Genomic DNA, 22,094 nt, shown 5'->3' with positions numbered 1-22,094 from the left:
AGATGACCGAACGAGGTCCAAATCCATCTTTATTTTCAGCTTCTTCTGTGCGCCTTCGGATGAGCTGGGCCATGGCGCTGGCCCTGATGGCGGTGAACGGGACGGCCGTTGCTGCACCCGCGAAATCGGCGGCGGGCGCCAGCACATCCGCATCGATCACCCGTATGAGCGGCTTCATTCCGCTACGCTGGGACGCGGCGAAGGGCCGGGTGTTGATGGAGATTCCTGCCTTCGATCAGGACATCCTCTACTATGTATCGGCGGCTACGGGTGGCGGGTCGGTCGAACTGCCCTTCGACCGGGGGATCATGGACAGCGCGGTCATCCGGTTCCAGCGCGTCGGTCCCAAGGTGTTGGTGACGGAGATCAACCAGGACTACCGCTCACTGGGTGGTGACGCAGCGCACGCGCAAGGTGTAGCGGATTCCTTCCCCACCTCGGTTCTGGCCGCATTGCCGGTCGAGTCCGATGCAGGCGGGCAGGTGGTTGTCGATGCCACCGCACTGTTCATGCGCGATGCCGCCAATATCGAGGCGACGCTGAAGCGTGCCAATCAGGGCGGCTACAAGTTCGACGCGGGTCGGAGCAGCTTCTATCCCGCCCGGATCAAGGCTTTCCCCGACAATAGCGAGGTGGAGACGATCGCCACCTTCACGGGCGACGCGCCCGGCGCATTGATCCGCAACACGACGCCCGATCCACGGGCGATCACCATGCGTATCCATCACAGCTTTTTGCGCGCACCCACTGGCTATACGCCGCGCGTCGGCGACCCGCGCATCGGCGTCAGCACATTGAAGTTCCATGATTATTCAAAACCGGTGAGCGAAGGCCCGGAGACGGAGTGGGTTACCCGCTGGCGGCTGGAGAAGAAGGACCCGTCGGCGGCGATGAGCGAGCCGGTGAAGCCGATCATTTTCTATTTCGATCCCGCCATTCCCGATCCCATCCGCCATGCGATGAAAGCCGGGCTGCTGTGGTGGAACAAGGCGTTCGAGGCCGCTGGCTTCCAGAATGCGGTTCGCGCAGTGGATGCGCCTGCGGACATGGACCCGATGGACATTCGCTATGCCTATGTCCTGTGGATCAACCGGGACGAGCGCGGCTTTTCGAGCGGTGGAACCTATCGCGATCCGCGCACGGGCGAAATCATCGGGTCGAAGACGCGGATGGACACGCATCGCATCCGCACCATCGGCAATTATTGGGATGCCTATATGGGTGGGCTGCCCAGCGATGGCAGCGGCGTGACGGTGGCGGACCCCAGCCTGCTGACGCCGGGCGCGATGACCAACATGCCTGCGGGCCAGCGCGACATGGTGCTGCTGCGCCAGGCATTGCTGACCGCGCATGAACTGGGCCATGCAATCGGGTTCGGGCATAATTTCGCGTCGAGCCTGAGCGATCGGGCGTCGGTGATGGAATATCCAACCCCGCGCGTGAAGGTCGTGAACGGCAAGCTGGACATCAGCGAATCCTTCCAGAAGCAAATCGGCGCATATGACATGTCGATGGCGCGCTATGCTTATAGCGTCTTCCCCGCGGTGCAGGAGAAGGCTGGGCTGGACGGGGTGATCGCGGATATGCGGGGGCAGGGGCTGCTTTATGTGCCTGATACCGACCCGCGCTGGACCTGGTATGACGATCGCGCTACGCCGACTGAAAATCTGACGGAGGCGATGGCGGCGCGCAAGATCATGATTGCCAACTATGGTCCCGACATGCTGTTGCCCGATGAGCCGATCGGGGCGCTGCGCGATGCGCGGCTGTGGATGGCCTATCTGCATCATCGCTATGCGATCGAATCCGGCCTGAAATATGTTGGCGGGATGTATGAGAATATCGTGGTGAAGGGCGACACGATCCCGCCGACCGAATTTGTGCCAGCGACGCTGCAACGCGATGTGCTGGGCCTGTTGATGGACGCGATCGAGCCGGCCAACATGGTGCTGCCGGAGGCTCTGTTAGCGCAGTTGACGCCTGATCCGGGCAATACGCTGGAAGACCTGTCGAGCGACGATGTGTTTGATCAGTTGAAGGCGGCACGCATCCTGTCGGCGCTGGTGCTGGAGCCGTTGTTCGAGGGGAAGCGGGCGAGCCGGATGATCGCGCTGGCCGCGCGCAAGCCGGATACGCTGACGCTGCCTGAAATGGTGGACGCGGTGATGGCGCATAGCTGGAGTGCGGCGCGTGATGGTGACGCGCAGGGGCGGGCGCTGCGCCGCGTGACGCAGCGGGTGGCGCTGGAGGCGATGATGATATTGGGCGGTGACGCGACGGCCTCAGCCGAAGCGCGCGCCTATATCGTGGAGCGGCTGGTGCAACTGGCGGGAAGCCTGAAGGTGCGCAAGGATGCGGACCCGATCACGACGGCCCATTATCGGCAGGCCGCGCGCGATATCGCGCGCTATCTGGAGGATCCGGTCGCCAATGCGCCCAAATCGGCATCCTCCCCCTGGGGCAAGGGGCCGCGTTCGCGTTTCCCAATGCCGCCAGGACCGCCGCTGGGCGGTTGAGGATCAGGTTGCGCGGGCGATGGAGATGCGCTGGTCCAGATCGTTTTGGGCGCTATCCATCGCTGGATCATAGCAAGCCTTATAGTCGCGCTGTTCGTAGAGTTCGCGTGCGCTGTTAATGTCGCACACCTGCTTTACGGCGTAACGGATCCGGCTTTCGGCGCGGTTTACAGCGCGATCCTGACGCAGATCGAGGTCGCGCAACGCTACGGTCATGCTGCGGGTTTCGCCGCGATATTCCCCAGTCACCAGCACGTCGCCATTGCTGGTGCGCGCGGTCGCGGCGATGGGGAGCAGAAGCGCGGCCAGCGCCACGCCCGTCAGGCTTGTCTTGAGCATCCTCTCATCCTTTCCAGTCGCCTCTTTGGGCGTGGACCATAAATGGGCGCATTGATGCGCAAAAGGAAGAGGGAAACACGGAAATCTGCGGATAATGGCGCGTTTTTGCAGATGCGAGGGGGTGGCCGGAGGCAAGTGGCGTGATGGAAACTCCATCGTTGCGGTATCGCATAATCGACATTGAGCCGATATGTGCTTAACCTGGTCAGGCCAATTGTTCTGCGCGACATGGTTGAGTCATGCAGTCGAATGTGGGAGGGCTTTGGCATGACCACAGGCGAAAAACTGTACCAGCGGGTCGCAGGAGCGATCGAAACTGCCATATTGGAAGGACGCTACCTGCCCGGTGCGCGCCTGCCGGGTGAGCGCGATCTGGCCGAGGAGTTCGGGGTTAGTCGCCCGACAATCCGTGAGGCGATGATCGCTCTGGAAATTCGCGGTTTCGTGACTGCCCGCCATGGGTCAGGCCTTTATGTGTCGGCTACGGCCGGGGCGGCGGCGGACGGTCCCGAACTGGATGTGGGCGCCTTTGAATTGATCGAGGCGCGTCTGCTGTTCGAAGGAGAGGCGGCGGCGCTGGCGGCGACGGCGGTGGATGCGGAGATGCTGACCAGGCTGGAAGAAGCTTTGGTGGCGATGGCGGCTGATAATTCCGGTCATGCGGAACGTTTGCAGGCCGATCGCCATTTTCACATGCTGATCGCCGAGGCGACGGGCAATAGCCTGGTCGCCACTATTATCGAGACATTGTGGAAGGTCCGCGAACAATCGCCGCTGTGCGTCCATATGTTCGACAAGGCCAGGCGCGAAGGTGTGACGCCGCGCGTGGACGAGCATCGCCTGATCGTTGATGCCCTGCGCGCCCATGATCCACAAGCGGCCCGGCAGGCCATGCATGGGCATTTGCAGCGAGTGACGGAAGACTTGCTCGCAGCAACCGAACTGGCGCTGATCGAGCAGGCGCGGTCGGAGATCGAGGCGCGGCGTGATCATATCGCGCGGCGTGTGGCGTTATGAAATATGGGTCAATATAGTAAAATATGGCTCATGGTTGATTTGCGAGCCTGATATACGGAATCTGGCCTTACCAATTGAGAGGGTGAGGGGATTATGCTATTTCTGCGTTTTCCGGTTGGCGTCCTTGAAATTCGCAGGACTGCGCTGCGCTGCAATCTTGCTGCCGCGCCGCCCATATTCCCGGTTTGCTTCGTTCATGCTCAAGATCGGGCGGTCGTTCCATTGACCGATGGATGACGTTTCCAACTGGGCGGTGCGGGTACGGCCGCAACGAGCTACCCGTTGACGATAGCCGAGGGACGCGCGTGTCGCTCCCCCACAACTGGAAACAAATTGGCGGGACGGCAGAGCGCCAGAGCGCATATTATCGATTTCAACTGGACTGTGCCACCGCTGGCACTATATGGCGATAACGCCTGTTGAGGGTATATTCAGACAGAGGCTGATTGACCGCCGGTATGAAGCAAGCGTTCAAAGTTCATTCAAGGGATATGGTTGCGGTGGCGCTGGCGCCGTTGACGGCCGGCAGCGACGTCGATGTCGGCGGCGCGACCGTGCGGTTGCGGCAGGATATTCCGTCCGGGCATAAATTTGCGCTGATGCCCATCGCGGAAGGCGCGACCGTACTGCGCTACGGCTTTCCCTTTGGACAGGCGACGGCGGCGATTGCTCCGGGCGACCATGTGCATAGCCATAATGTAAAGACGGCGCTGGGGCTGGGCGGCGATTATCGCTTTGGCACCGGGGAAGCGCTAAACGAACCATTGGCGAGCTTGCTGGATGGGCCGCGCCTTTTTGATGGCTATCGGCGCGTGGATGGGACTGTAGGCACGCGCAACGAGATCTGGGTCATTCCCACTGTCGGTTGTGTGGGGCGGACGGCGGAGCGGCTGGCGGCACTGGCGTCCGTGAGCTTGCCGGATGGTGTCGATGGCGTTTTGGGCTTGCCTCATCCCTATGGCTGTTCGCAACTGGGCGATGATCTGGACGGAACGCGGCGCATATTGGCGGCGTTGGCGTGTCATCCCAATGCGGGCGGCGTATTGTTGATCGGGTTGGGGTGTGAATCCAATCAGTTATCAGCTTTACTTGCACTCATCCCTGAAGAACGCCGTGCGCGTATTCGGACGATGGGAGCGCAGGAGTCGGCCGACGAGATTGAGGAAGGGCTGGCCGCGATCGCCGAACTGGCTGCGATTGCCGGACAGGATCGGCGTGAGCCGGTGCCGCTGTCGGCACTGCGGCTGGGCGTGAAATGCGGCGGATCGGATGGGCTGTCGGGCTTGACTGCCAACCCGCTGATCGGTCGCATGGCCGATAGCGTAGGCGAAGCGGGAGGCAGTGTCGTTTTGACTGAAATCCCCGAGATATTTGGCGCGGAACAGCTGTTGATGGACCGCTGTGTCGATCGGGAGACCTTCGACGCGCTGGTGGGGCTGGTCCACCGCTTCAAGCAATATTTCGTGGATCATGGCGAGCCGGTGTCGGAAAATCCCAGCCCTGGCAATATCGCGGGCGGCATCACCACATTGGAGGAAAAGTCGCTGGGCGCGGTGCAGAAGGGCGGCCATGTGCCGGTGACGGATGTCATCCCCTATGCCGGGCGGGCATCCCGCAGGGGGCTGACCGTGCTGGAGGCGCCGGGCAATGACGCGGTGTCGATCACGGCACTGGCGGCGGCGGGAGCGACGCTGACACTGTTTTCGACGGGGCGGGGAACGCCGCTTGGCAGTCCCGTGCCGACGCTGAAGATCGCGTCGAACAGTGCGCTGGCAAAGGCCAAGCCGGGCTGGATTGATTTCGACGCGGGCAGCGTGTTGGACCGGGGCATGGATGTCGTGGCGCAGGAGTTGCTGGACCTGGTGATCGCCACCGCATCGGGCGCGCAGAGCTGCAATGAACGCAATGCCGAACGGTCCATCGCCATCTGGAAGAGCGGCGTCACGCTCTGACTGCCCGTCCCAAGTTTACTCAAAATATCCAAGCTAGTGAGAGAGTTGCTCCATGTCTTTTCCGCTCAAGCTGAACCCTGACCGCCTCTTCCCATCAGACCCGACGATCCGGTCGATTGCGCGCGCACTCTATGAGCCGATCAAGGGCCTGCCGATCGTCAGCCCACATGGGCACACCGACCCGGCCTGGTTCGCCTATGACGAGCCGTTCGCCAATCCGGCCGACTTGCTGATCGTCCCCGATCATTATGTCTTCCGTATGCTCTATAGTCAGGGTGTGCCGCTGGAGGATCTGGGCATCCCAACGGTGGATGGCAGTCCGACGGCGAGCGATCCGCGCAAAGTGTGGCAACTGTTCGCCGAGCGCTATCATCTGTTCCGGGGCACGCCGTCGCGCATGTGGCTGGACTGGGTATTTGCCGATGTGTTCGGGCTGGACGTGCGGCTGGAGGCGGCAACTGCCGACCTTTATTATGACACGATTGACGCGGCGTTGAAAACGCCCGCCTTTCGCCCCCGCGCTCTGTTCGAAAAGTTCAATATCGAGGTGATTGCCACCACCGAAAGTCCGCTCGATCCGCTCGACCATCATCGCGCGATCCGGGAGAGCGGGTGGAAGGGCCGGGTCGTCACCGCCTATCGCCCCGATCCGGTGGTTGATCCCGAGCATCATGGCTTTGCCCGGAACCTCATCCGCTTCGGCGAGGTGAGCGGCGAAGATATTTCGACCTGGGGCGGCTATCTGCGCGCCCATGAAAACCGCCGCGCTTATTTCCGGGAAGCAGGGGCCACCTCGACCGACCATGGCCATCCGAGCGCTGCGACTGCCAACCTGTCGCGCGCCGATGCCGAAGCGCTTTATGCAAAGGTTCTGGCTGGCCCGGTGAGCGCGGCGGATGCGGAATTGTTCCGCGCCCAGATGCTGACCGAAATGGCGCGGATGAGCATCGACGATGGCATGGTCCTGCAAATCCATCCGGGCGTGTGGCGTAACCATAATGCGGGTGTGGAAGCGCGTTTTGGTCGCGACAAGGGTGCGGATATTCCCAAGGCAACAACTTATGTCGATGCGCTGAAGCCACTGCTGGATGCATTCGGCACCGATCCGCGCCTCAGCGTCATTCTCTTCACGCTGGACGAAACCAGCTATTCGCGCGAACTGGCGCCGATGGCGGGTCATTATCCGGTGCTGCGTCTGGGTCCGCCCTGGTGGTTCAACGATAGTCCAGAAGGTATGCGCCGCTTCCGCGAGCAGGTGACGGAGACAGCGGGCTTTTACAATATGGTCGGCTTCAACGACGATACCCGCGCCTTCCTGTCGATTCCGGCGCGGCATGACGTCGCCCGGCGGATGGATTGCGTCTTCCTGGCGCAGTTGGTGGCCGAGCATCGGATCGATCAGGATGAGGCGCATGAGGTTGCGCGCGCGCTGGCCTATGATCTCGCCAAGCAGGCTTACAAACTGTGAGCCGGCTTTCTTCCGCGACGCTGGGCGACCTGCCGGATACGGTTGAACGTTCTCGCTATGACCGGACCGATGTGAAACGGGGTGTCGTCCATCTGGGGATTGGCGCTTTTCATCGGGCGCATCAGGCGGTGTTCTTCGACGATTGCCTGAATGCGGGCGACTTGCGCTGGGGCATCACGGCTGCGTCGCTGCGGTCGCCGACCGTGCGGGAGCAGATGACGCCGCAGGATGGGCTGTACACGGTGCTGGTGCGGGATGGGGCGAGCGAGCAGGCGCGGATCATCGGCGCAGTGGGCGAGGTGCTGGTTGCGCCGGAAGATCCGGCGGCGCTGATCGCGGCGATGGCCCATCCCGATACCCATATCGTCACGCTGACGATCACCGAGAAGGGATATAAGCTGGACCCGGCCACCGGCGCGCTGCTGGCTGACGATCCGCAGGTGGCCGCCGATAGCGCTGATCTGACCGCGCCGCAGACGGCGCCGGGCTATCTGGTGGCGGCGCTGGCGGTGCGTAAGGCAGCAGGGCTGGCGCCGTTCACAGCGATCTCCTGCGATAATTTGCCGCATAATGGCCGCAGATTGCGGAACGCTGTTCTGGACCTTGCCGCGCGGCATGACAGGGCATTGGCCGAGTGGATCGAGCGCGAAGGAGCCTTCCCCGAAACCATGGTCGACCGGATCGTGCCTGCCACGACCGACGCCGACATTGCGGCGCTGGAGGCGCGGCTGGGCGTTGAGGATCGGGCAATGGTCAAGACCGAACCCTTCACCCAATGGGTGATCGAGGACTGTTTCTGCGGTCCGCGTCCCGATTTTGGCGCAGGCGTGCAGATCACCGCAGCGGTTGCGCCGTGGGAGGAAGCGAAGCTGCGGCTGCTGAACGGCGCGCATAGCGGGATTGCCTATCTGGGCGGGCTTGCTGGCATTGATCATGTGCATGAAGTGCTGGAAAATCCCGCCGCCCGGCGCTTTGTCGAGGGGCTGTGGGACGAGGCAGAGGCGACGCTGTCGCCGCCGCCCGAACTGGATGTAGCCGCCTATCGCTATGATCTGATGGCGCGCTTCGACAATAGCACGTTGATGCATCGTACCCGGCAGATCGCTATGGACGGATCGCAGAAGCTGCCTCAACGGCTGGTCGCGACCATTGCCACGCGGCTGGCGCGGGGTGAGGGCATCACCATGCTGGCGCTGGCCGTTGCGGCCTGGATGCGGTGGCAGGGCGCGCTGGATGACAGGGGTGCGGCTTATGTGGTCGATGACCCGATGGCAGCGTTGACGGCAGAGCGGCTAAACGGCGCTGTCACCGCTGAGGCGCAGGTCGATGCGCTGCTGGGGATAGAGGCGATCTTCCCGCCTGCGCTGGCGGCCGATCCGGTCGTGCGCGCGGCGTTGATCGGGCATCTGGAGAGTCTGAGCACACGGGGCGCCGTCGCGACGATCGAGGCGCTGTAAAGGCAAGTCAGCATGGGGCTGGGCCGCTCGATTCTCCGGGCACCAGTCCCAGCGTCACCCGCAGGTCGGTGTCGGTCGCTGTCCCCTCGATCATGTCGATCAGGCAGGCCGTGGCACGCGCCGCCATGTCCCCTAGCGGACGATGCACGGTGCTGAGCGCGGGGGTCAGCATCTGCGCGAGCAGGCTGCCGTCGAAGCCGACGACCGAAAGTTGCCCCGGTACGGCAATGGAGCGGGCTGCCGCTTCCTTGAGGACGCCCGCTGCCATGACGTCATTGGCCGCGAATATGGCGGTGGGCATGGGGGACAGGTCCAGCAGCGAGCGCGCGGCAGCCACCCCTGACGCGAAGCCATAGTCGCCCTCAATCTCTCCGGCGAGAACATGGCCTGCTGCGGCGAGCGCGGCGATGAAACCCGCGCGACGCTCCAGCGCGGAGTGGGCGGTGGCTGGACCCGATACCAGCGCGATATGCCGATGCCCGAGGTCCAGGAAATGTCGCGCCACCTCTCCTGCTGCGCTCCGTTCGTCGGATATGAGCATGGCGGCGAAATCGTCGAGCTGGACGGAGGACAGGGCGATGGCAGGCACGCCAACGCCTGATAAGGCTTTGGCGAGGCCGATCAGCCCGGAAACCGGCGGCAGCGCCACGATTCCGTCGACGCGGGAGCGCCGGGCAAAGTCAATCACATCCTCCACCGACCGGTCGTCTTGCGTAGGCGTGGGATGGACGACCAGTTCATAGCCCCGGCGCGCCGCTTCGCCGACGATACCCCGCTGCACGCTGTCCAGCACCAGCGCATTGCGATCATTATGGACCATGCCGATCAGATAGGAGCGGCCGGTCGCCAACCCCCGCGCCCGCGCGCTGGGACGGAAGCCGAGCGCGGCTATCGCCGCCTCGATCCGTTCGCGAGTTTCGCCGTTCACCTTGGGCGAATGGTTGATGACGCGCGAGACGGTACGGATAGACACCCCCGCTTGCGCCGCCACGTCGGCAATCGTTATCCCATCTCCGCCGGGACCGGCTGCCGTTTCCTGCATGGCGGAATGATAGCGGGACGGAAGCTATGGGATCAAGCTGTGATAGAATGGATTTTGCGCCGCAAGGGGCTATGAATGGATAAAGCGGCACGCAGATCTGCGACAAGAGGAACCGGTGGATGACGGTGATGGACGACACGATGACACGGGATATGCGCTTCGTCGAGGGCGGAGCCTTTGCCATGGGATCGGATCGCTTCTACCCGGAGGAAGCGCCGGTCAGGACGGTCAGTGTCGATGGCTTCTGGATCGACGAAACGCCCGTCACCAATCGGGCTTTTGCGCGTTTTGTCGAGGCGACAGGACATCGCACGCTGGCCGAGATCGCGCCCGATCTGCGCGACTATCCGGGGATGCCGCCAGAGATGGCCCGCGCCGGATCGCTGCTGTTCCAGCGCACGCGTGGTCCGGTCGACTTGCAGGATTATTCCCAATGGTGGTCGTTCAGTTTCGGTACGGACTGGCGGCATCCGCATGGGCCGGACAGCGGCCTGGACGGGCTGGAGGATCATCCGGTGGTCCATGTCGTTCTGGAAGATGCGGAGGCCTATGCCCGCTGGGCAGGCAAGGCGTTGCCGACCGAGGCGGAGTGGGAGTACGCGGCGCGCGGTGGACTGGACGGCGCCGACTATGCCTGGGGTGATGAACTGGCGCCCAGCGGCATTTGCCAGGCGAACTATTGGCAGGGTGCCTTTCCGTTCAGCAATCTGCTGGAGGATGGCTATGAGCGGACATCGCCCGTCCGCAGTTATGCGGCGAACGGGCGTGGCCTGTTCGACATGATCGGCAATGTATGGGAATGGACGACCGACTGGTATGGGCAGCCCCGAACCGAGCGCAAGGCGAAGGGCAGCTGCTGCGTTCCCGCCAATCCACGCGGGGGCACGAAGCGGGAAAGCCTGGAACCGGGCGCGCCACCGATCGGCCGTAAGGTGCTGAAAGGCGGATCGCATCTTTGTGCGCCCAATTATTGCCAGCGCTATCGCCCGGCAGCACGCCATCCGCAGGCGGTGGACAGTTCGACCAGCCATATCGGCTTTCGCTGCATCCTCCGTAAGAAGTAGGCGATACGATCATCATCATTGGACCTTCGGCGAGGGACTGACACATGATCCTGCATGGTTATTTCCGGTCCACCGCGACCTATCGAGTCCGCATTGCGCTGAACCTGAAAGGGTTGACCTATACCGACGCCTTTCATCACTTGCGGAAGGGAGAACAGCGCGCGCCGGCCTATCTGGCCGTTAACCCGCAGGGACTCGTCCCGGCGCTGGAGGTGAATGGCGATATACTCACCCAGAGCATTGCGATCTGCGAATATCTGGACGAAACCTGCCCGGAGCCACCTCTGCTGCCCGCCGATCCGGTGGCGCGCGCGCATGTGCGGGCCGTGGCGCTGGTGATCGCCTGCGATGTGCATCCTGTTCAGAATTTGAAGATACTTGACCGGCTACGCGGACTTGGTGTCGGGAAGGAGGATGTCGTGGGTTGGGCGCGAACCGTGATCGAAGACGGGCTGGAGGCGTGCGCGCGACTGATTGGTGACGATGGCGGGCCATATTGTCTTGGAGAAAGGCCGACGCTGGCGGATATTTGCCTGGTGCCGCAACTCGTCAATGCGCGGCGTTTTGGTGCGCGGACAGATTATGGGAGGATTGGGGCGATTGAAGCGGCGTGTCTGGCCTTACCAGCTTTTGCAGCGGCGGCTCCGCAGGCACAATCGGATGCGGAGTAAGCCGGGCAATCGTTCAGGCGCGCTCGCTATCGACGGGCAGGCGATCCAGATAGAGATAGGCGGGATCGAACTCCGCCCTCCGCTCCAGTCGCGCGCGATCCAGTATTTCCGCCTTGCCGCCCCAGAAACGCAATATACCGTCTTCGCGCAAATCGCGCAGCATCCTGTTCATATGGACAGAAGTGATGCCGCAGGCCTCGCCCAGATCGGCCTGGGTGATCGGCAGGGCGAAGCGCCGTCCATCGGACAGGCCGACAGCGCGTAACTTTGCCTCCGTCTCACAGAAGAAATGGGCTACACGGCCGACTGCGTCCAGCCTGCCAAGGGCGAAGATCCATTCGCGATGGATCGCGGCATCCATCAGCGTGCTGAACCAGAGTAGTTTTGCCAGATGAGGACGGTTCTCCATCAGTTGATCGAGGCGCTCATGCGGAACGGTGACGATCTGGCATGGGGTGATCGTCGCAAGGTCATGGTCGAGATAGCGGAGGGGATAGCCGTGGAGGTCGACGAAATCGCCCGTGACGTGCAGGGCGACCAGTTGGCGTAGCCCCTCCCGATCGTCCATGTAGCGACACATCAGCCCTTCGATAAGGTAAGTGCTGAAATGCACCGGCTCATGCTGGCGGATGAAGGTCTGGCGCGCTGGCAGAGTGCGAACATCGTTAGCGACCGCTTCCAATGCGGCAAGATCGTCGGCTGTCAGTTCGTGGCGCCGTCGACCGCGCAGGAAATCGGTGAAGATCATGTCCGCCTCCAGGGATGCAGGCAAACACCTTGAAGGAGCCGTCCCGCCATCGCATCGATATAACGCTGGTGACGCGGAATGTGTTCGTTAGGCTGTTGAAACAGTCCAGTCGGGGAATGGCGGCAATCTGGCTATCAGCACGCCGCACAACAGGCTGATCGGTATGCCCAGAAGGATGAAAGGCATGTAGCCGCCATAATGGTCGAACGTCCACGCAGCGGTGACTGGTCCCAGGCCCGTGCCCGCAGCGATTAGCCCGCCGATCACCCCAAATACTTTTCCGAAATTTCGCATTCCGACATAGCGGCTGGTGAGGTAGGCGGAGATTTGCAGCTTTGCGCCCGATGAATAGCCAATGATGATCATCGCCAACACTATCAGGAACGGTGTGCGGATCGGTTCCAGCAGCAGGATGAATGCAAAGGCTGGTACCGCCAGCGTAATGCCCCCAATCAGCCGGGCATCCCACCTGTCCGACATCCAGCCGGTGCCAAGTTTCCCGGCAATGCCGGCCACGCCGCTCAAACTTGCCAGATAGGCCGCGTTCGACCGTGATACGCCAAGCTCGGTGAGAATGGGAACCTGATGCACGATCAGGGCTATGCCCATGAACATGGTGATCACTGTGGATATGGCGACGCAGATGAGAGCGGGATTGCCCATTGCTTCGCGGAAACCAAGGCCTGGAAAATCTGCGGCGGACAGCTTTCTCGCTTCGACTGCCTTGGCCATGCGTTCCTTCTTCGCCCGCGCGTCGAAGAACAGGAAGATCGCCGCCAGAAGTGCAATGCTGCCCCATCCCAGGCCCATCCAGATATAGGCAAAACGCCAACCCTGGCTGTCGATAAGCCAGCGGGTAAGTGGCGGAGTCACGATTTGGGCCGCAGCCGCGCCACACATAACGAAGCCCAGTGCAAGTCCACGGGCCGCAGTGAAGGTGCCTGTCACGGCGACCGTCCAGACCGTGGATTTGATTCCGGTCGCGACGATTGCATAGAATGTCCACAGAGCGATCCACTGGGTGAACGACCCACTTGCAATGCTGAAAAGACTAACCGCGCAGGCCGTCAAGGCGAGCCCTGTAATTGCTGGAATTCGCACGCCCCAGCGGTCGACTATCGCGCCAACCACCGGGCCGAGCGGAATCGATGCGAGCGCCGCGATCGACAGCCCTGCCGTTGCCTGCGCCCGGCTCCAGCCAAATTCGGTGGAGAGGGGCAGGATGAATAACCCGGCGGAATAGGTCGTCAGTGAATGAAAGGAGAAGCCAATGAAGGAAGCCAGCACCAAACCCCAATGGGTGCGCCACTCCTGAAACGCACTTGTCTGCTGGGTATTCAAATCTGTCCTCCCGGATTCGATTGTCATCTATGCGAAAGGCCAGGGTTGTCCTTGGCCAGTCGCATGCGGAGGGTGTTCTGTTGTAGAGCGGTGGTGACATATGCGCCCACCAGCATTGGAAATTCCAGCAACTGCTCCTCGGACCAGATCGCACTGAGTACCGACCATGTCGCATCGGCTATTGCATGGTCGCCCAGCAATTCTTCGACTGCGCTGAGGAGCGCCACGTCCTGATCGCTCCAGCCGGGCGCGCTGGAACCCTGAGTTACGCGCTCGATCTCCTCCGCAGACACGCCATAACGTTTGGCGATGTCAACATGCTCGCCCCATTCATAGGGCGCGCGGCACAGCCACGCGATCCGCAGGACAGCCATTTCACGCTGCCGTGGCGGGATCGTGCCCGTGAAAAACAGGGTTCCGGCTTCCATCTGACAGCGGAACAAGGCCGGATGCTTCACTGCGGTGCGGAAGAATTCCGGAATCTCGCTGGCCATGCCGCTGCCGATCGACCCGCGAATGGATTCGATCATTTTCATCTGTTCGGAGGAAAGTTTATCAGACGACACAGGATGAACACGCGGTTCCGCGCCAACAACTTGCGCCATCCGTTTATCGATATCGACGTCGATCGGACCGTTCTGGATTGCCGGGAAGGTCATTTTAGCTCACCACCCGCCCGCCGTTCACCCCGATCGTCTGGCCGGTGACATAGCCACTCTGTTCGGAAACCAGCCATGCGCAGGCGTTGGCGATGTCCTCTGGTTCGCCAAGGCGGCGCACGGGCAGGGTTGCCAGCAGAACATCTTCGGACAGCGGCATCCGCTGGCGATTGGCTTCGGACATGATCGTGTTCATCACCGAACCCGGCGGGATGTTGTTCACGGTGATGCCGAGCGGTCCCAGTTCAAGAGCCAGCGTGCGAGTGAGGCTGATCATCGCGCCCTTGGATGCTGAGTAATGCGCCATCCTGACGGCCCCCGTCTGTGCGCTGGAGGAGGAGATGTTGACGATCCGGCCCCATTGCGCGGCCTTCATGTCGGGCAGAGTCTCTTGGGTTACAATGAAGGTGCCTTTCAGGTTGACCGTCATCATGTCATCCCACTGCGAATCCGTCAGATCCTCAAAGGCGACAAAGCCGGTGATGCCGGCATTGTTCACCAGGATCGTTACGGGACCGAAGGTTGCGCGCAGCGTGGTGAGAGCGGCCTGAACCTGCTCACGATCAGCGATGTTGGCTTCAAGCGCGATGGCCTGCCCACCGGCTGCCACAATGTCGTTCGCCACTTGGCGCGCATCTTTGATGATGAGGTCGAGCACGCCCACGGCGATCCCTTCCTGCGCGAGCCGAAGCGCGATGGCTTTGCCGATACCGGCGCGGGCGCCCGTGACCAATGCAACTTTCTTAAGCATCCTATTCCTTTCCGTAAGGCCAACGGGCCAGCGACAGCATCAAGAAACGGGGTCAGAATTTGAATTTGACGTTCACGCCATAGGTACGCGGGGGAGCAATAACCTCAGTGATGCCGGTCCCGGTCGAAAGGCCCTGAACCACATATTCGGTGTCGGTGATGTTGTTTGCCCACAGTTCGATGCCGACCTGCTCGTTCGGGCGATATTCAATTGATCCATTGACGAGGCTGAAGCTGCCTTGCCGCGCTTTGTTGTCAGGCTCGAAAACATAGCCGCTATTATAATTGTACAAGGCGGAAAAGCGCAGGCTGCCCGAAACGCCAACATCGATTGTATAGCTGGCGCCGATGCTGCTGGCGAACTTTGGCGCGAGTGGCGTGCGGTTGCCTGACACGTCGCCAAAACAGGTTGTTAGCCCGCCCGTGCGCGGGCCGGTGCCAAGGAAACCGGGATTGGTGCTGCCGCGAAGATCGGCGGGGCAGGTGGCAGGATTGGGGTAGGAAATAGGGGCCTGAAATTCGGCGCCGGGCCCGCCAAATTTACTGAACCGGGATTTGATGGCGGTCAGGCCGCCAAAAATGCGCAACTGGTCGGTGACGATGCCTTCGAACTCTGCGTCGAAACCGTCCACTTTGACCGTCGCGGCGTTGAGGAGGATGTTCGCACCGGGGTTGGCGGCGGCCGCAGAGCGTACCTGATAGTCATCAATGTCATAATGATAGGCCGCCAGATTGAGCCGCAGCCGACGATCGAACAGTTCCGATTTGATGCCGCCTTCATACGCCATGATGAATTGTGGCTTCACAGGCGGGCTGCTGGGGCTTTGCAGGCTGTAGGTTCCGGCCTTGAAACCACGGTTCACCGATGCATAGACATTGATGGTGTCGGTAAGTTCCTGACGCAACGCTGCCCTGTAGGTGAACTCGCTATATTTGAGATTGGATAGCACTGACGTCGTTGGCAATGTGCTGCCGTTCAAAAGGGTTGGGGTCTGGTTGCCATCAAAATCGCGGCTATCCTTGGTGTAGCGCAGGCCGCCGGTAATCTTGGTGGTTGGTGTGATCGAATAGGTCAGTTCGCCAAATGCCGCATAAGATTTGGTCGTCAATGATGATAGGATGTCGATCTCACGCAGGCTTTGCGCGGTGAACGCAACCCCGTTCTGATTTTGATTCGTGCTCGCCTGCGACCGCAGGTAAAAGGCGCCAATCTGCCAGGAAAATGGTTCTGTTTCGCTGGAGGCGAGCCGTAATTCCTGCTGAAAGGTCTTGCCGCGCGCCAGATATTCGATGTTGACGAGGTTGAGCGGCCCGCCATCCACGTCGAACCTGCTGTTATTGCGGGTGCGCCGAAGGGCGGTGATGCTGGTCAGGGTAGCAAAATCAAGATCCACTTCACCCGTCAGGCTGAGACCCCAAAGGCGCAGCTTGGTCAGGGCTTCATGATTGGCCGTCGTGTCATGATTACCAGGGCTGGTAAAACCGCCAGTCCCGACGCTTCCGTCGCCGAGGCGCCAGCCCAGGCCGACATTGTCCTGGCTGGTGAAATAATCGCCTGATAATGTCAGCTTTACCGCATCAAGCGGTTGCGCGATGATTTTCGATCGAATGCCCTGATAGTCATTCACCTTGTTCTTGGTGTTGCGGGTCAGGTTTCTTCCCCAGCCCTCATTCTGATGCAGGCTTGTCACCGCGACATCTGCGCTGATGGTGTTGGTCAGCGGACCACCGACATAGGCTTGCGCGCTGATCGTGTCATAGTTGTGTTGATTGCCGTTGAGAAGTGACCCGGGGTTTTCATCGAGAAGTGACCCACCTTGCGATTATGTTTCGGATGTCACCGTTGGGTCAAGATGAGGTTTTCTCCTTTCGCGCTGTGGGCTGCTGAGCAGAGCTGTTTTTGAACCGGAAGCTGTCGTTGCCGGTTTCAAGGATGTGGCAGTGATGGGTCAGCCGATCGAGCAGCGCTGTGGTCATCTTGGCATCACCGAACACGGTGGCCCATTCACTGAAGCTGAGGTTGGTGGTGATGATGACGCTGGTGCGCTCGTAAAGTTTGCTGAGCAGATGGAACAGCAATGCACCGCCTGAGGCGCTGAACGGCAGATAGCCGAGCTCATCGAGGATCACGAGATCGGCGTGGGCGAGCCTTCCGGCGACCTGGCCTGCCTTGCCCTGGGCCTTCTCCTGTTCGAGCGCATTAACCAACTCGACGGTGGAGAAGAACCGCACCCGTTTTCGATGATGCTCGATGGCCTGAACGCCCAGCGCTGTCGCGATGTGGGTCTTGCCGGTGCCGGGGCCGCCGACCAGCACGATGTTGTCGGCAACGTCGATAAACTCACAGCGGTGAAGCTGGCGCACCAGCGCTTCGTTGATCTCACTGCTGGCGAAGTCGAAGCCTGCCAGGTCGCGATAGGCCGGGAACCGCGCAGCCTTGAGTTGATAGGATACCGATCGCACCTCTCGTTCAGCAGTCTCCGCCTTCAGGAGCTGGGACAGGATCGGGATGGCGGCATCGAACGCCGGTGCACCCTGTTCCATGAGATCGGTAACGGCCTGCGCCATGCCGTGCATCTTGAGGCTGCGCAGCATGACGATAATAGCGCCGCTGGCGGGATCATGACGCATGGCGGCTCTCCCGACGCAGAGCGTCATAGCGCTCGACATTGGCCATCGGCTCGCTGACCAGTCTCAGCGCCTGTGGCGCCGTGACCGGCGGCGTTGTCAGCGGCTTGCCGTCGAGCAGACGGTGCAGGAGGTTGAGGATATGGGTCTTGGTTGGAACGCCCCCCTCCAACGCCATCGTGACGGCCGTCAGCACGGTCTGCTCGTCATGATGCAGCACCAGGGCCAGGATCTCGACCATCTCCCTGTCACCGCCAGGAGACCGCAACAGATGCCGCTGCAGCCGCTGGAAGGGATCAGGCAGTTCAAGGAACGGCGCCCCATTGCGCAGGGCACCTGGCTTGCGCTGCACCACCGCCAGATAATGGCGCCAGTCATAGACGGTGCGCCCCGGCCCATCGTGGGATCGTTCGATGATACGCTGGTGTTCGCACAGCAACTGTCCCTCGGCGACCACCAGGAAGCGGTCGGGATAGACGCGCAGGCTGACGGGGCGGTTGGCGAACGACGCCGGCACGCTGTAGCGGTTGCGCTCGAGATGGACGAGGCAGGTCGGTGAGACCCGCTTGCCATACTCGACAAAGCCATCGAACGCCCTGCCTGTCGGCATCAGGCTCGCCACCTCATCCGCCCAGGCATCAGCGACAGACCCGGGCTCGATTCCGTGCGGAATATCCTGCCATAGCGCCTTGCAGCGCTCCTCCAGCCAGATGTTCAAAGCGTCGAGGCTCTGAGTCTGGGGGACAGGCTGCCACAGGCGATGCCGTGCATCCTGCACGTTCTTCTCGACCTGGCCCTTCTCCCACCCAGCGGCCGGATTACAGAACTCGGCCTCGAACAGATAATGGCTCACCATCGTCAGGAAGCGGGCGTTGACGGTCCGGCTCTTGCCGCGCCCGACCTTGTCGACGGCAGTCCTCATGTTGTCGTAGATGCCGCGTCGCGGCACGCCGCCCAGCACGCGGAACGCATGATTATGGGCGTCGAACAGCATCTCGTGGGTCTGCAGTAGATAGGCCCGCACAAAGAAGGCGCGACTGTAGCTGAGCTTGAAGTGCGCGACCTGCAGCTTGGTGCGCACGCCATCGATGATCGCCCAGTCCTCGCTCCAGTCGAACTGGAACGCCTCACCCGGTGCGAAGGACAACGGCACGAAGGTGCCTCTGCCGCTCATCTGCTGCTGGCGGCGATAATCATCACGCCAGTCCCGGGCAAAGGCCGCGACACGGCCATAGGAACCGTCAAAGCCGAGGCTCACCAGATCGGCATACAACTGCTTGACCGTGCGCTTCTGCTTGCGCGGACGGCCCATCTCCCGCCTCAGCCAGGCTGTCAGCCGCTCGACGAACGGGTCCAGCTTGCTCGGTCGCTCCGGCACCTTGAACTGCGGCTCGATCGTGTCCGACCGCAGATATTTACGAACGGTGTTGCGGGAAAGACCGGTGCGCCTGGCTATCTCCCGGATCGATAGATGATCGCGGTAATGCCACCGCCGGATAACGCTCAATAATGCCATGTCCAACACTCCATGGTCCCCCGCTCGTCAAAGCCAGGGACGTGTTCAAACATGGGTCACTTCTCAGTGGAAATTACTGGCTTCCCCGGGTCACTTCTCAACGGCAATCAACAGCAGGGGCTTGCGGCTCATGCTTTTGGTCAGCATCGCCGTACCCGGCAGCGGGCTGGTGGCCGTGCGGTCCACCCAGACATATTTGAACCCGGCGTTCAGCAGCAGCTTGTCGTCGAGGGCCTTCAGCGTAGCATCGGCATAGACGCCATGGACATCCTGTTCGATGCGTGCCGCAAAGTTGCGGAACACTTCACCGCTGCTGGTCAGGACCGATCCGGTCTTACCATAGGGGTCAGTGACATTGCCGTTCGCATCGGCAACCTGGAATGCCGCACGTTCGATATGCACGAAATGCGAATACCAATAGCCCAGGCGGATCTGCGCGGAACCAACGTCCCATTTCAGATAGCTGTTCTGGCCGAAGGTGTCCTGGTTGTAATAATCGACGTTCATCACCGTCGCAGGGTTGGTGGTCGCACCGGGCGCCTGCAATGGGCCTGCTGGCTGATTGCCCTGGAACGCATTGGTCAGGTTCAGGTTGCTGGCGCCGTTGATGACGCCATGAGTGTAGAGATAATATGGCGTGACGGAGAGTTGGAGGTTGTTGGTCAGCCGGATATTTGACGGGGCGCTGACGTACAGGCTCTGGCGGTCAGCGACGCGCAGGCGGTAATAGTTGGCGTTGCCCGGTGTGTAGGTCGCGTCGAAGTTGAAATCGCGGCCAAACTGGTCCCACTGCGCCTTGGTGGGGTTGCGCGAACGGTCCGACTTTTCTTCGTTATAGGTCGCGACCAGCGAGATGATGTTATCCTCACCCCATTCCTTGACGAACTTGCTGTCGATATGATGCCGCTCGGTACGGCCTGGACCGCGCCAGCTGTCATTATAGGTCCGAGAGCCGGAGATGAAGCCGCGGATACCGGTGTCGCCGATTTCGCCGGTTTCAAGGCGCAGGAACTGGCGGTTGAGATCATGGTTGCCCATAGCGAACGAGACGTAGCCGCCCGGAGTACGCGAGGGGGAGATCATCTCTTCCTGCAAGAGTGCGCCAACCGAGTTATAGACGGGGGCTGTGATGTCGGTGGAGCCGCGCGTCAGGTTGATCAGGCCGATATTTTCGGTGTCCGCCCATTCGCCGGGAAAGGCACTGTACGATAGCTGATCACCGATCGGCATGCCTTCGAAGTTGAAGCCCAGCGATGTCTGGCTGAGGCCGCGGATCGTCAGGTTGGCCGACGAGCCAAAGGGGTCGCCGCTACCCAGAACGACGCCGGGCAGGCTCTTGATCGCCGTGAAAACGGTGGTCGTGGCGGCCAGCTTATCGATATAGTCGCGGGTGACGGTGCTACGCAGCTTGGTGCCGGTCTGCACGGCCATCAGGCCACCACCGGGGGTGGTGTTGGTCACGCCGTTGGCAGACACGCCATTGCCGGTCACGATGATGTCGCCGATGCTCTGGTCGGAAGTACCATTGAAGCGACCGGACGTCTCGCTGCCCTGTTCCGTGGGGGTAGAAGCCGTCTGCGCGTGGACAGCGCCGGCACCGAACAATGTGCTGAGCGCGGTCGCCACAAGCAGCGGAGAAAACTGTTTTTTCATTTTTATTTTGCCCTTATCTCGTGAAAAAAAATTCACGTTCTTCCTGCTGATGACCGGGCGTTCTTTGCCGCCTCTGCTTTTATATTTTTTGCGGCGGGGCATCCCGCCTTTGCCCTAGAGCCTGAAAATGCCGCGCCCTGCCGCCACGCTGGCGGCCCCGACTGCCCATGCCTCTTCGTTGAGACGCATCATGGCGAGGTCGATCTGGCGGGTTTCGTTGGCCATCACATTGGCTTCCAGCGTCTGACGGATGACACGCACATAGGGACCGTCGAGCGGACCGTCGGACAAGGCGATGACGATTCTTTCCGGGTCCAGTGTCTGCACGATCTGCGATACGGCCAGGCCCAAGGCCGAGCCTGCGCGATGCAGGATAGCGATGGCATCCTGATTGCCGTCGTTCGCGGCCGCGTCCAGCGCCGCCAGCGTGCCCGGCAAGTCCGCTTCTCGCGCAAAATTGGAGATGCTCTTGGCCGAGGCGAGGGTGTCCAGGCATCCACGCTTGCCGCATTTGCAGGGCAGGCCATTCAGTTCGATGGTGGCGTGCGCGATTTCGCCCGCACCGCCACGCGCGCCCCTGTGCAATTCGCCATTGACGATCAGGCCGCAGCCGATGCCGTCGCCCACCGATATCATCGCGCAAGCGTCGCTTCCGCGCAGGCTGCCGAACAGATGCTCGCCCAGCGCTACGGCGTTGGCGTCATTTTCAACGAAGGTTGGCAGGCCGATTGCCTGTGCCACCATTTCGCCGATGGGCACGTTGCGCCAGCCCAACACTGTAGAGCGGATGCACATTCCGCTCCCTGCGTCGATAAGGCCGGGAATAGCGAGGCCAATGCCGGCAAGGCGTTCGCGTTCGATTTCCGTACCGTCCAAAGCGTGTTCGACCGCGCGGACGATGCCCTCCACGACCTCCAGCGGTGCGGTCGCTGCGGGTATGTCTGCTGCTCCAACCACCTTGCCGTGCAGGTCTGTTATCCGCACGATGAATGGGCTGGCCGCCAACGAGATACCGATGAAAAAGGCTGAGGATGCGGCCAGTTCCAGCCGGACCGAAGGGCGGCCCGCGCCATAGACGATCTCGCCCTCGGTCAGCATACCCTTTTCAATAAGGTCGGCGGCGAGGGCCGACATCGACGCCTTGCTGACACCCAACTGGCTCACCAATTCGGTTCGACTCAATGGCCCTGACTGATTGATCAGTCGCAGCACATGGGCGTGTGTTTCCGTCAGCATAATCGTTCGATCTCCGCCTTCTGAAGGAATTTAAATC

At 61.4% G+C, this 22,094-nt stretch carries 18 protein-coding genes; 7 read left to right on the top strand and 11 right to left on the bottom strand.

The window, feature by feature from the left end:
* Positions 1 to 71: 71 nt before the first annotated feature.
* Positions 72 to 2,516, top strand: a complete 2,445-nt coding sequence (locus WFR25_RS14095) for a zinc-dependent metalloprotease (protein ID WP_336971692.1) — start codon at positions 72 to 74, stop codon at positions 2,514 to 2,516.
* A 3-nt stretch (positions 2,517 to 2,519) separates the two neighbouring features.
* On the opposite strand, the gene WFR25_RS14090 is transcribed toward WFR25_RS14095, so the two are convergent.
* Complete coding sequence (locus WFR25_RS14090; RefSeq protein ID WP_336971690.1) at positions 2,520 to 2,855, bottom strand: UrcA family protein; 336 nt, start codon at positions 2,853 to 2,855, stop codon at positions 2,520 to 2,522.
* A gap of 267 nt (positions 2,856 to 3,122) precedes the next feature.
* On the opposite strand from WFR25_RS14090, the gene WFR25_RS14085 reads away from it, so the two are divergent.
* The 4 genes from WFR25_RS14085 (at position 3,123) to WFR25_RS14070 (ending at position 8,749) form a co-directional block, all read left to right on the top strand.
* Positions 3,123 to 3,872, top strand: a complete 750-nt coding sequence (locus tag WFR25_RS14085) for a FadR/GntR family transcriptional regulator (RefSeq protein WP_336971688.1) — start codon at positions 3,123 to 3,125, stop codon at positions 3,870 to 3,872.
* A gap of 491 nt (positions 3,873 to 4,363) precedes the next feature.
* Positions 4,364 to 5,824, top strand: a complete 1,461-nt coding sequence (locus tag WFR25_RS14080) for a UxaA family hydrolase (protein WP_419723211.1) — start codon at positions 4,364 to 4,366, stop codon at positions 5,822 to 5,824.
* 52 nt (positions 5,825 to 5,876) lie between these two features.
* Positions 5,877 to 7,292 carry a glucuronate isomerase gene (gene uxaC, locus WFR25_RS14075; protein ID WP_336971685.1) on the top strand — a complete coding sequence of 472 codons (1,416 nt, stop codon included), beginning with the start codon at positions 5,877 to 5,879 and terminating at the stop codon, positions 7,290 to 7,292.
* Positions 7,289 to 8,749: a mannitol dehydrogenase family protein gene (locus WFR25_RS14070; protein WP_336971684.1), complete on the top strand. Its 1,461-nt coding sequence runs from the start codon at positions 7,289 to 7,291 to the stop codon at positions 8,747 to 8,749. The genes uxaC and WFR25_RS14070 overlap by 4 nt, the downstream gene beginning before the upstream one ends.
* Positions 8,750 to 8,756: 7 nt before the next feature.
* On the opposite strand, the gene WFR25_RS14065 is transcribed toward WFR25_RS14070, so the two are convergent.
* Positions 8,757 to 9,791 carry a LacI family DNA-binding transcriptional regulator gene (locus tag WFR25_RS14065; protein WP_336971682.1) on the bottom strand — a complete coding sequence of 345 codons (1,035 nt, stop codon included), beginning with the start codon at positions 9,789 to 9,791 and terminating at the stop codon, positions 8,757 to 8,759.
* 152 nt (positions 9,792 to 9,943) lie between these two features.
* On the opposite strand from WFR25_RS14065, the gene WFR25_RS14060 reads away from it, so the two are divergent.
* The gene (locus WFR25_RS14060; protein ID WP_336974901.1) at positions 9,944 to 10,855 is read left to right on the top strand and encodes a formylglycine-generating enzyme family protein; all 912 of its coding nucleotides are present in this window, start codon (positions 9,944 to 9,946) and stop codon (positions 10,853 to 10,855) included.
* Between the two features lie 44 nt (positions 10,856 to 10,899).
* Positions 10,900 to 11,526 (top strand): maleylacetoacetate isomerase, encoded by a 627-nt coding sequence (gene maiA, locus WFR25_RS14055; RefSeq protein WP_336971680.1) that lies wholly within the window; start codon positions 10,900 to 10,902, stop codon positions 11,524 to 11,526.
* A 13-nt stretch (positions 11,527 to 11,539) separates the two neighbouring features.
* Here the strand turns inward: maiA and WFR25_RS14050 are convergent, their stop codons facing one another.
* From WFR25_RS14050 to WFR25_RS14010, 9 genes are all read right to left on the bottom strand, one after another.
* Positions 11,540 to 12,274, bottom strand: a complete 735-nt coding sequence (locus WFR25_RS14050) for a Crp/Fnr family transcriptional regulator (RefSeq protein WP_336971679.1) — start codon at positions 12,272 to 12,274, stop codon at positions 11,540 to 11,542.
* 87 nt (positions 12,275 to 12,361) lie between these two features.
* Entirely contained in the window at positions 12,362 to 13,615 is a 1,254-nt protein-coding gene (locus WFR25_RS14045) for an MFS transporter (protein ID WP_336971677.1), read from the bottom strand.
* A 23-nt stretch (positions 13,616 to 13,638) separates the two neighbouring features.
* Positions 13,639 to 14,145 carry a carboxymuconolactone decarboxylase family protein gene (locus tag WFR25_RS14040; RefSeq protein WP_336971675.1) on the bottom strand — a complete coding sequence of 169 codons (507 nt, stop codon included), beginning with the start codon at positions 14,143 to 14,145 and terminating at the stop codon, positions 13,639 to 13,641.
* 130 nt (positions 14,146 to 14,275) lie between these two features.
* On the bottom strand, positions 14,276 to 15,025 hold the full coding sequence (locus tag WFR25_RS14035) for an SDR family NAD(P)-dependent oxidoreductase (protein WP_336971673.1): 750 nt from the start codon (positions 15,023 to 15,025) through the stop codon (positions 14,276 to 14,278).
* A 52-nt stretch (positions 15,026 to 15,077) separates the two neighbouring features.
* Positions 15,078 to 16,715, bottom strand: coding sequence for a TonB-dependent receptor (locus WFR25_RS14030; protein WP_336971671.1), 1,638 nt, complete (start codon positions 16,713 to 16,715; stop codon positions 15,078 to 15,080).
* 157 nt (positions 16,716 to 16,872) lie between these two features.
* Positions 16,873 to 17,655: an IS21-like element helper ATPase IstB gene (istB, locus tag WFR25_RS14025; RefSeq protein WP_336968219.1), complete on the bottom strand. Its 783-nt coding sequence runs from the start codon at positions 17,653 to 17,655 to the stop codon at positions 16,873 to 16,875.
* Positions 17,645 to 19,168: an IS21 family transposase gene (istA, locus tag WFR25_RS14020; RefSeq protein ID WP_336968217.1), complete on the bottom strand. Its 1,524-nt coding sequence runs from the start codon at positions 19,166 to 19,168 to the stop codon at positions 17,645 to 17,647. The genes istB and istA overlap by 11 nt, the downstream gene beginning before the upstream one ends.
* Before the next feature lie 90 nt (positions 19,169 to 19,258).
* A complete protein-coding gene (locus tag WFR25_RS14015; protein ID WP_336971668.1) occupies positions 19,259 to 20,821 on the bottom strand; it encodes a TonB-dependent receptor plug domain-containing protein in 1,563 nt (520 codons plus the stop codon).
* Between the two features lie 114 nt (positions 20,822 to 20,935).
* Complete coding sequence (locus WFR25_RS14010; RefSeq protein ID WP_336971667.1) at positions 20,936 to 22,057, bottom strand: ROK family transcriptional regulator; 1,122 nt, start codon at positions 22,055 to 22,057, stop codon at positions 20,936 to 20,938.
* Between the last annotated feature and the right edge of the window lie 37 nt (positions 22,058 to 22,094).

Source organism: Sphingobium aromaticiconvertens (assembly GCF_037154075.1).
Lineage (GTDB): Bacteria > Pseudomonadota > Alphaproteobacteria > Sphingomonadales > Sphingomonadaceae > Sphingobium > Sphingobium aromaticiconvertens.
This window is presented reverse-complemented; position numbering and strand designations above follow the sequence as displayed.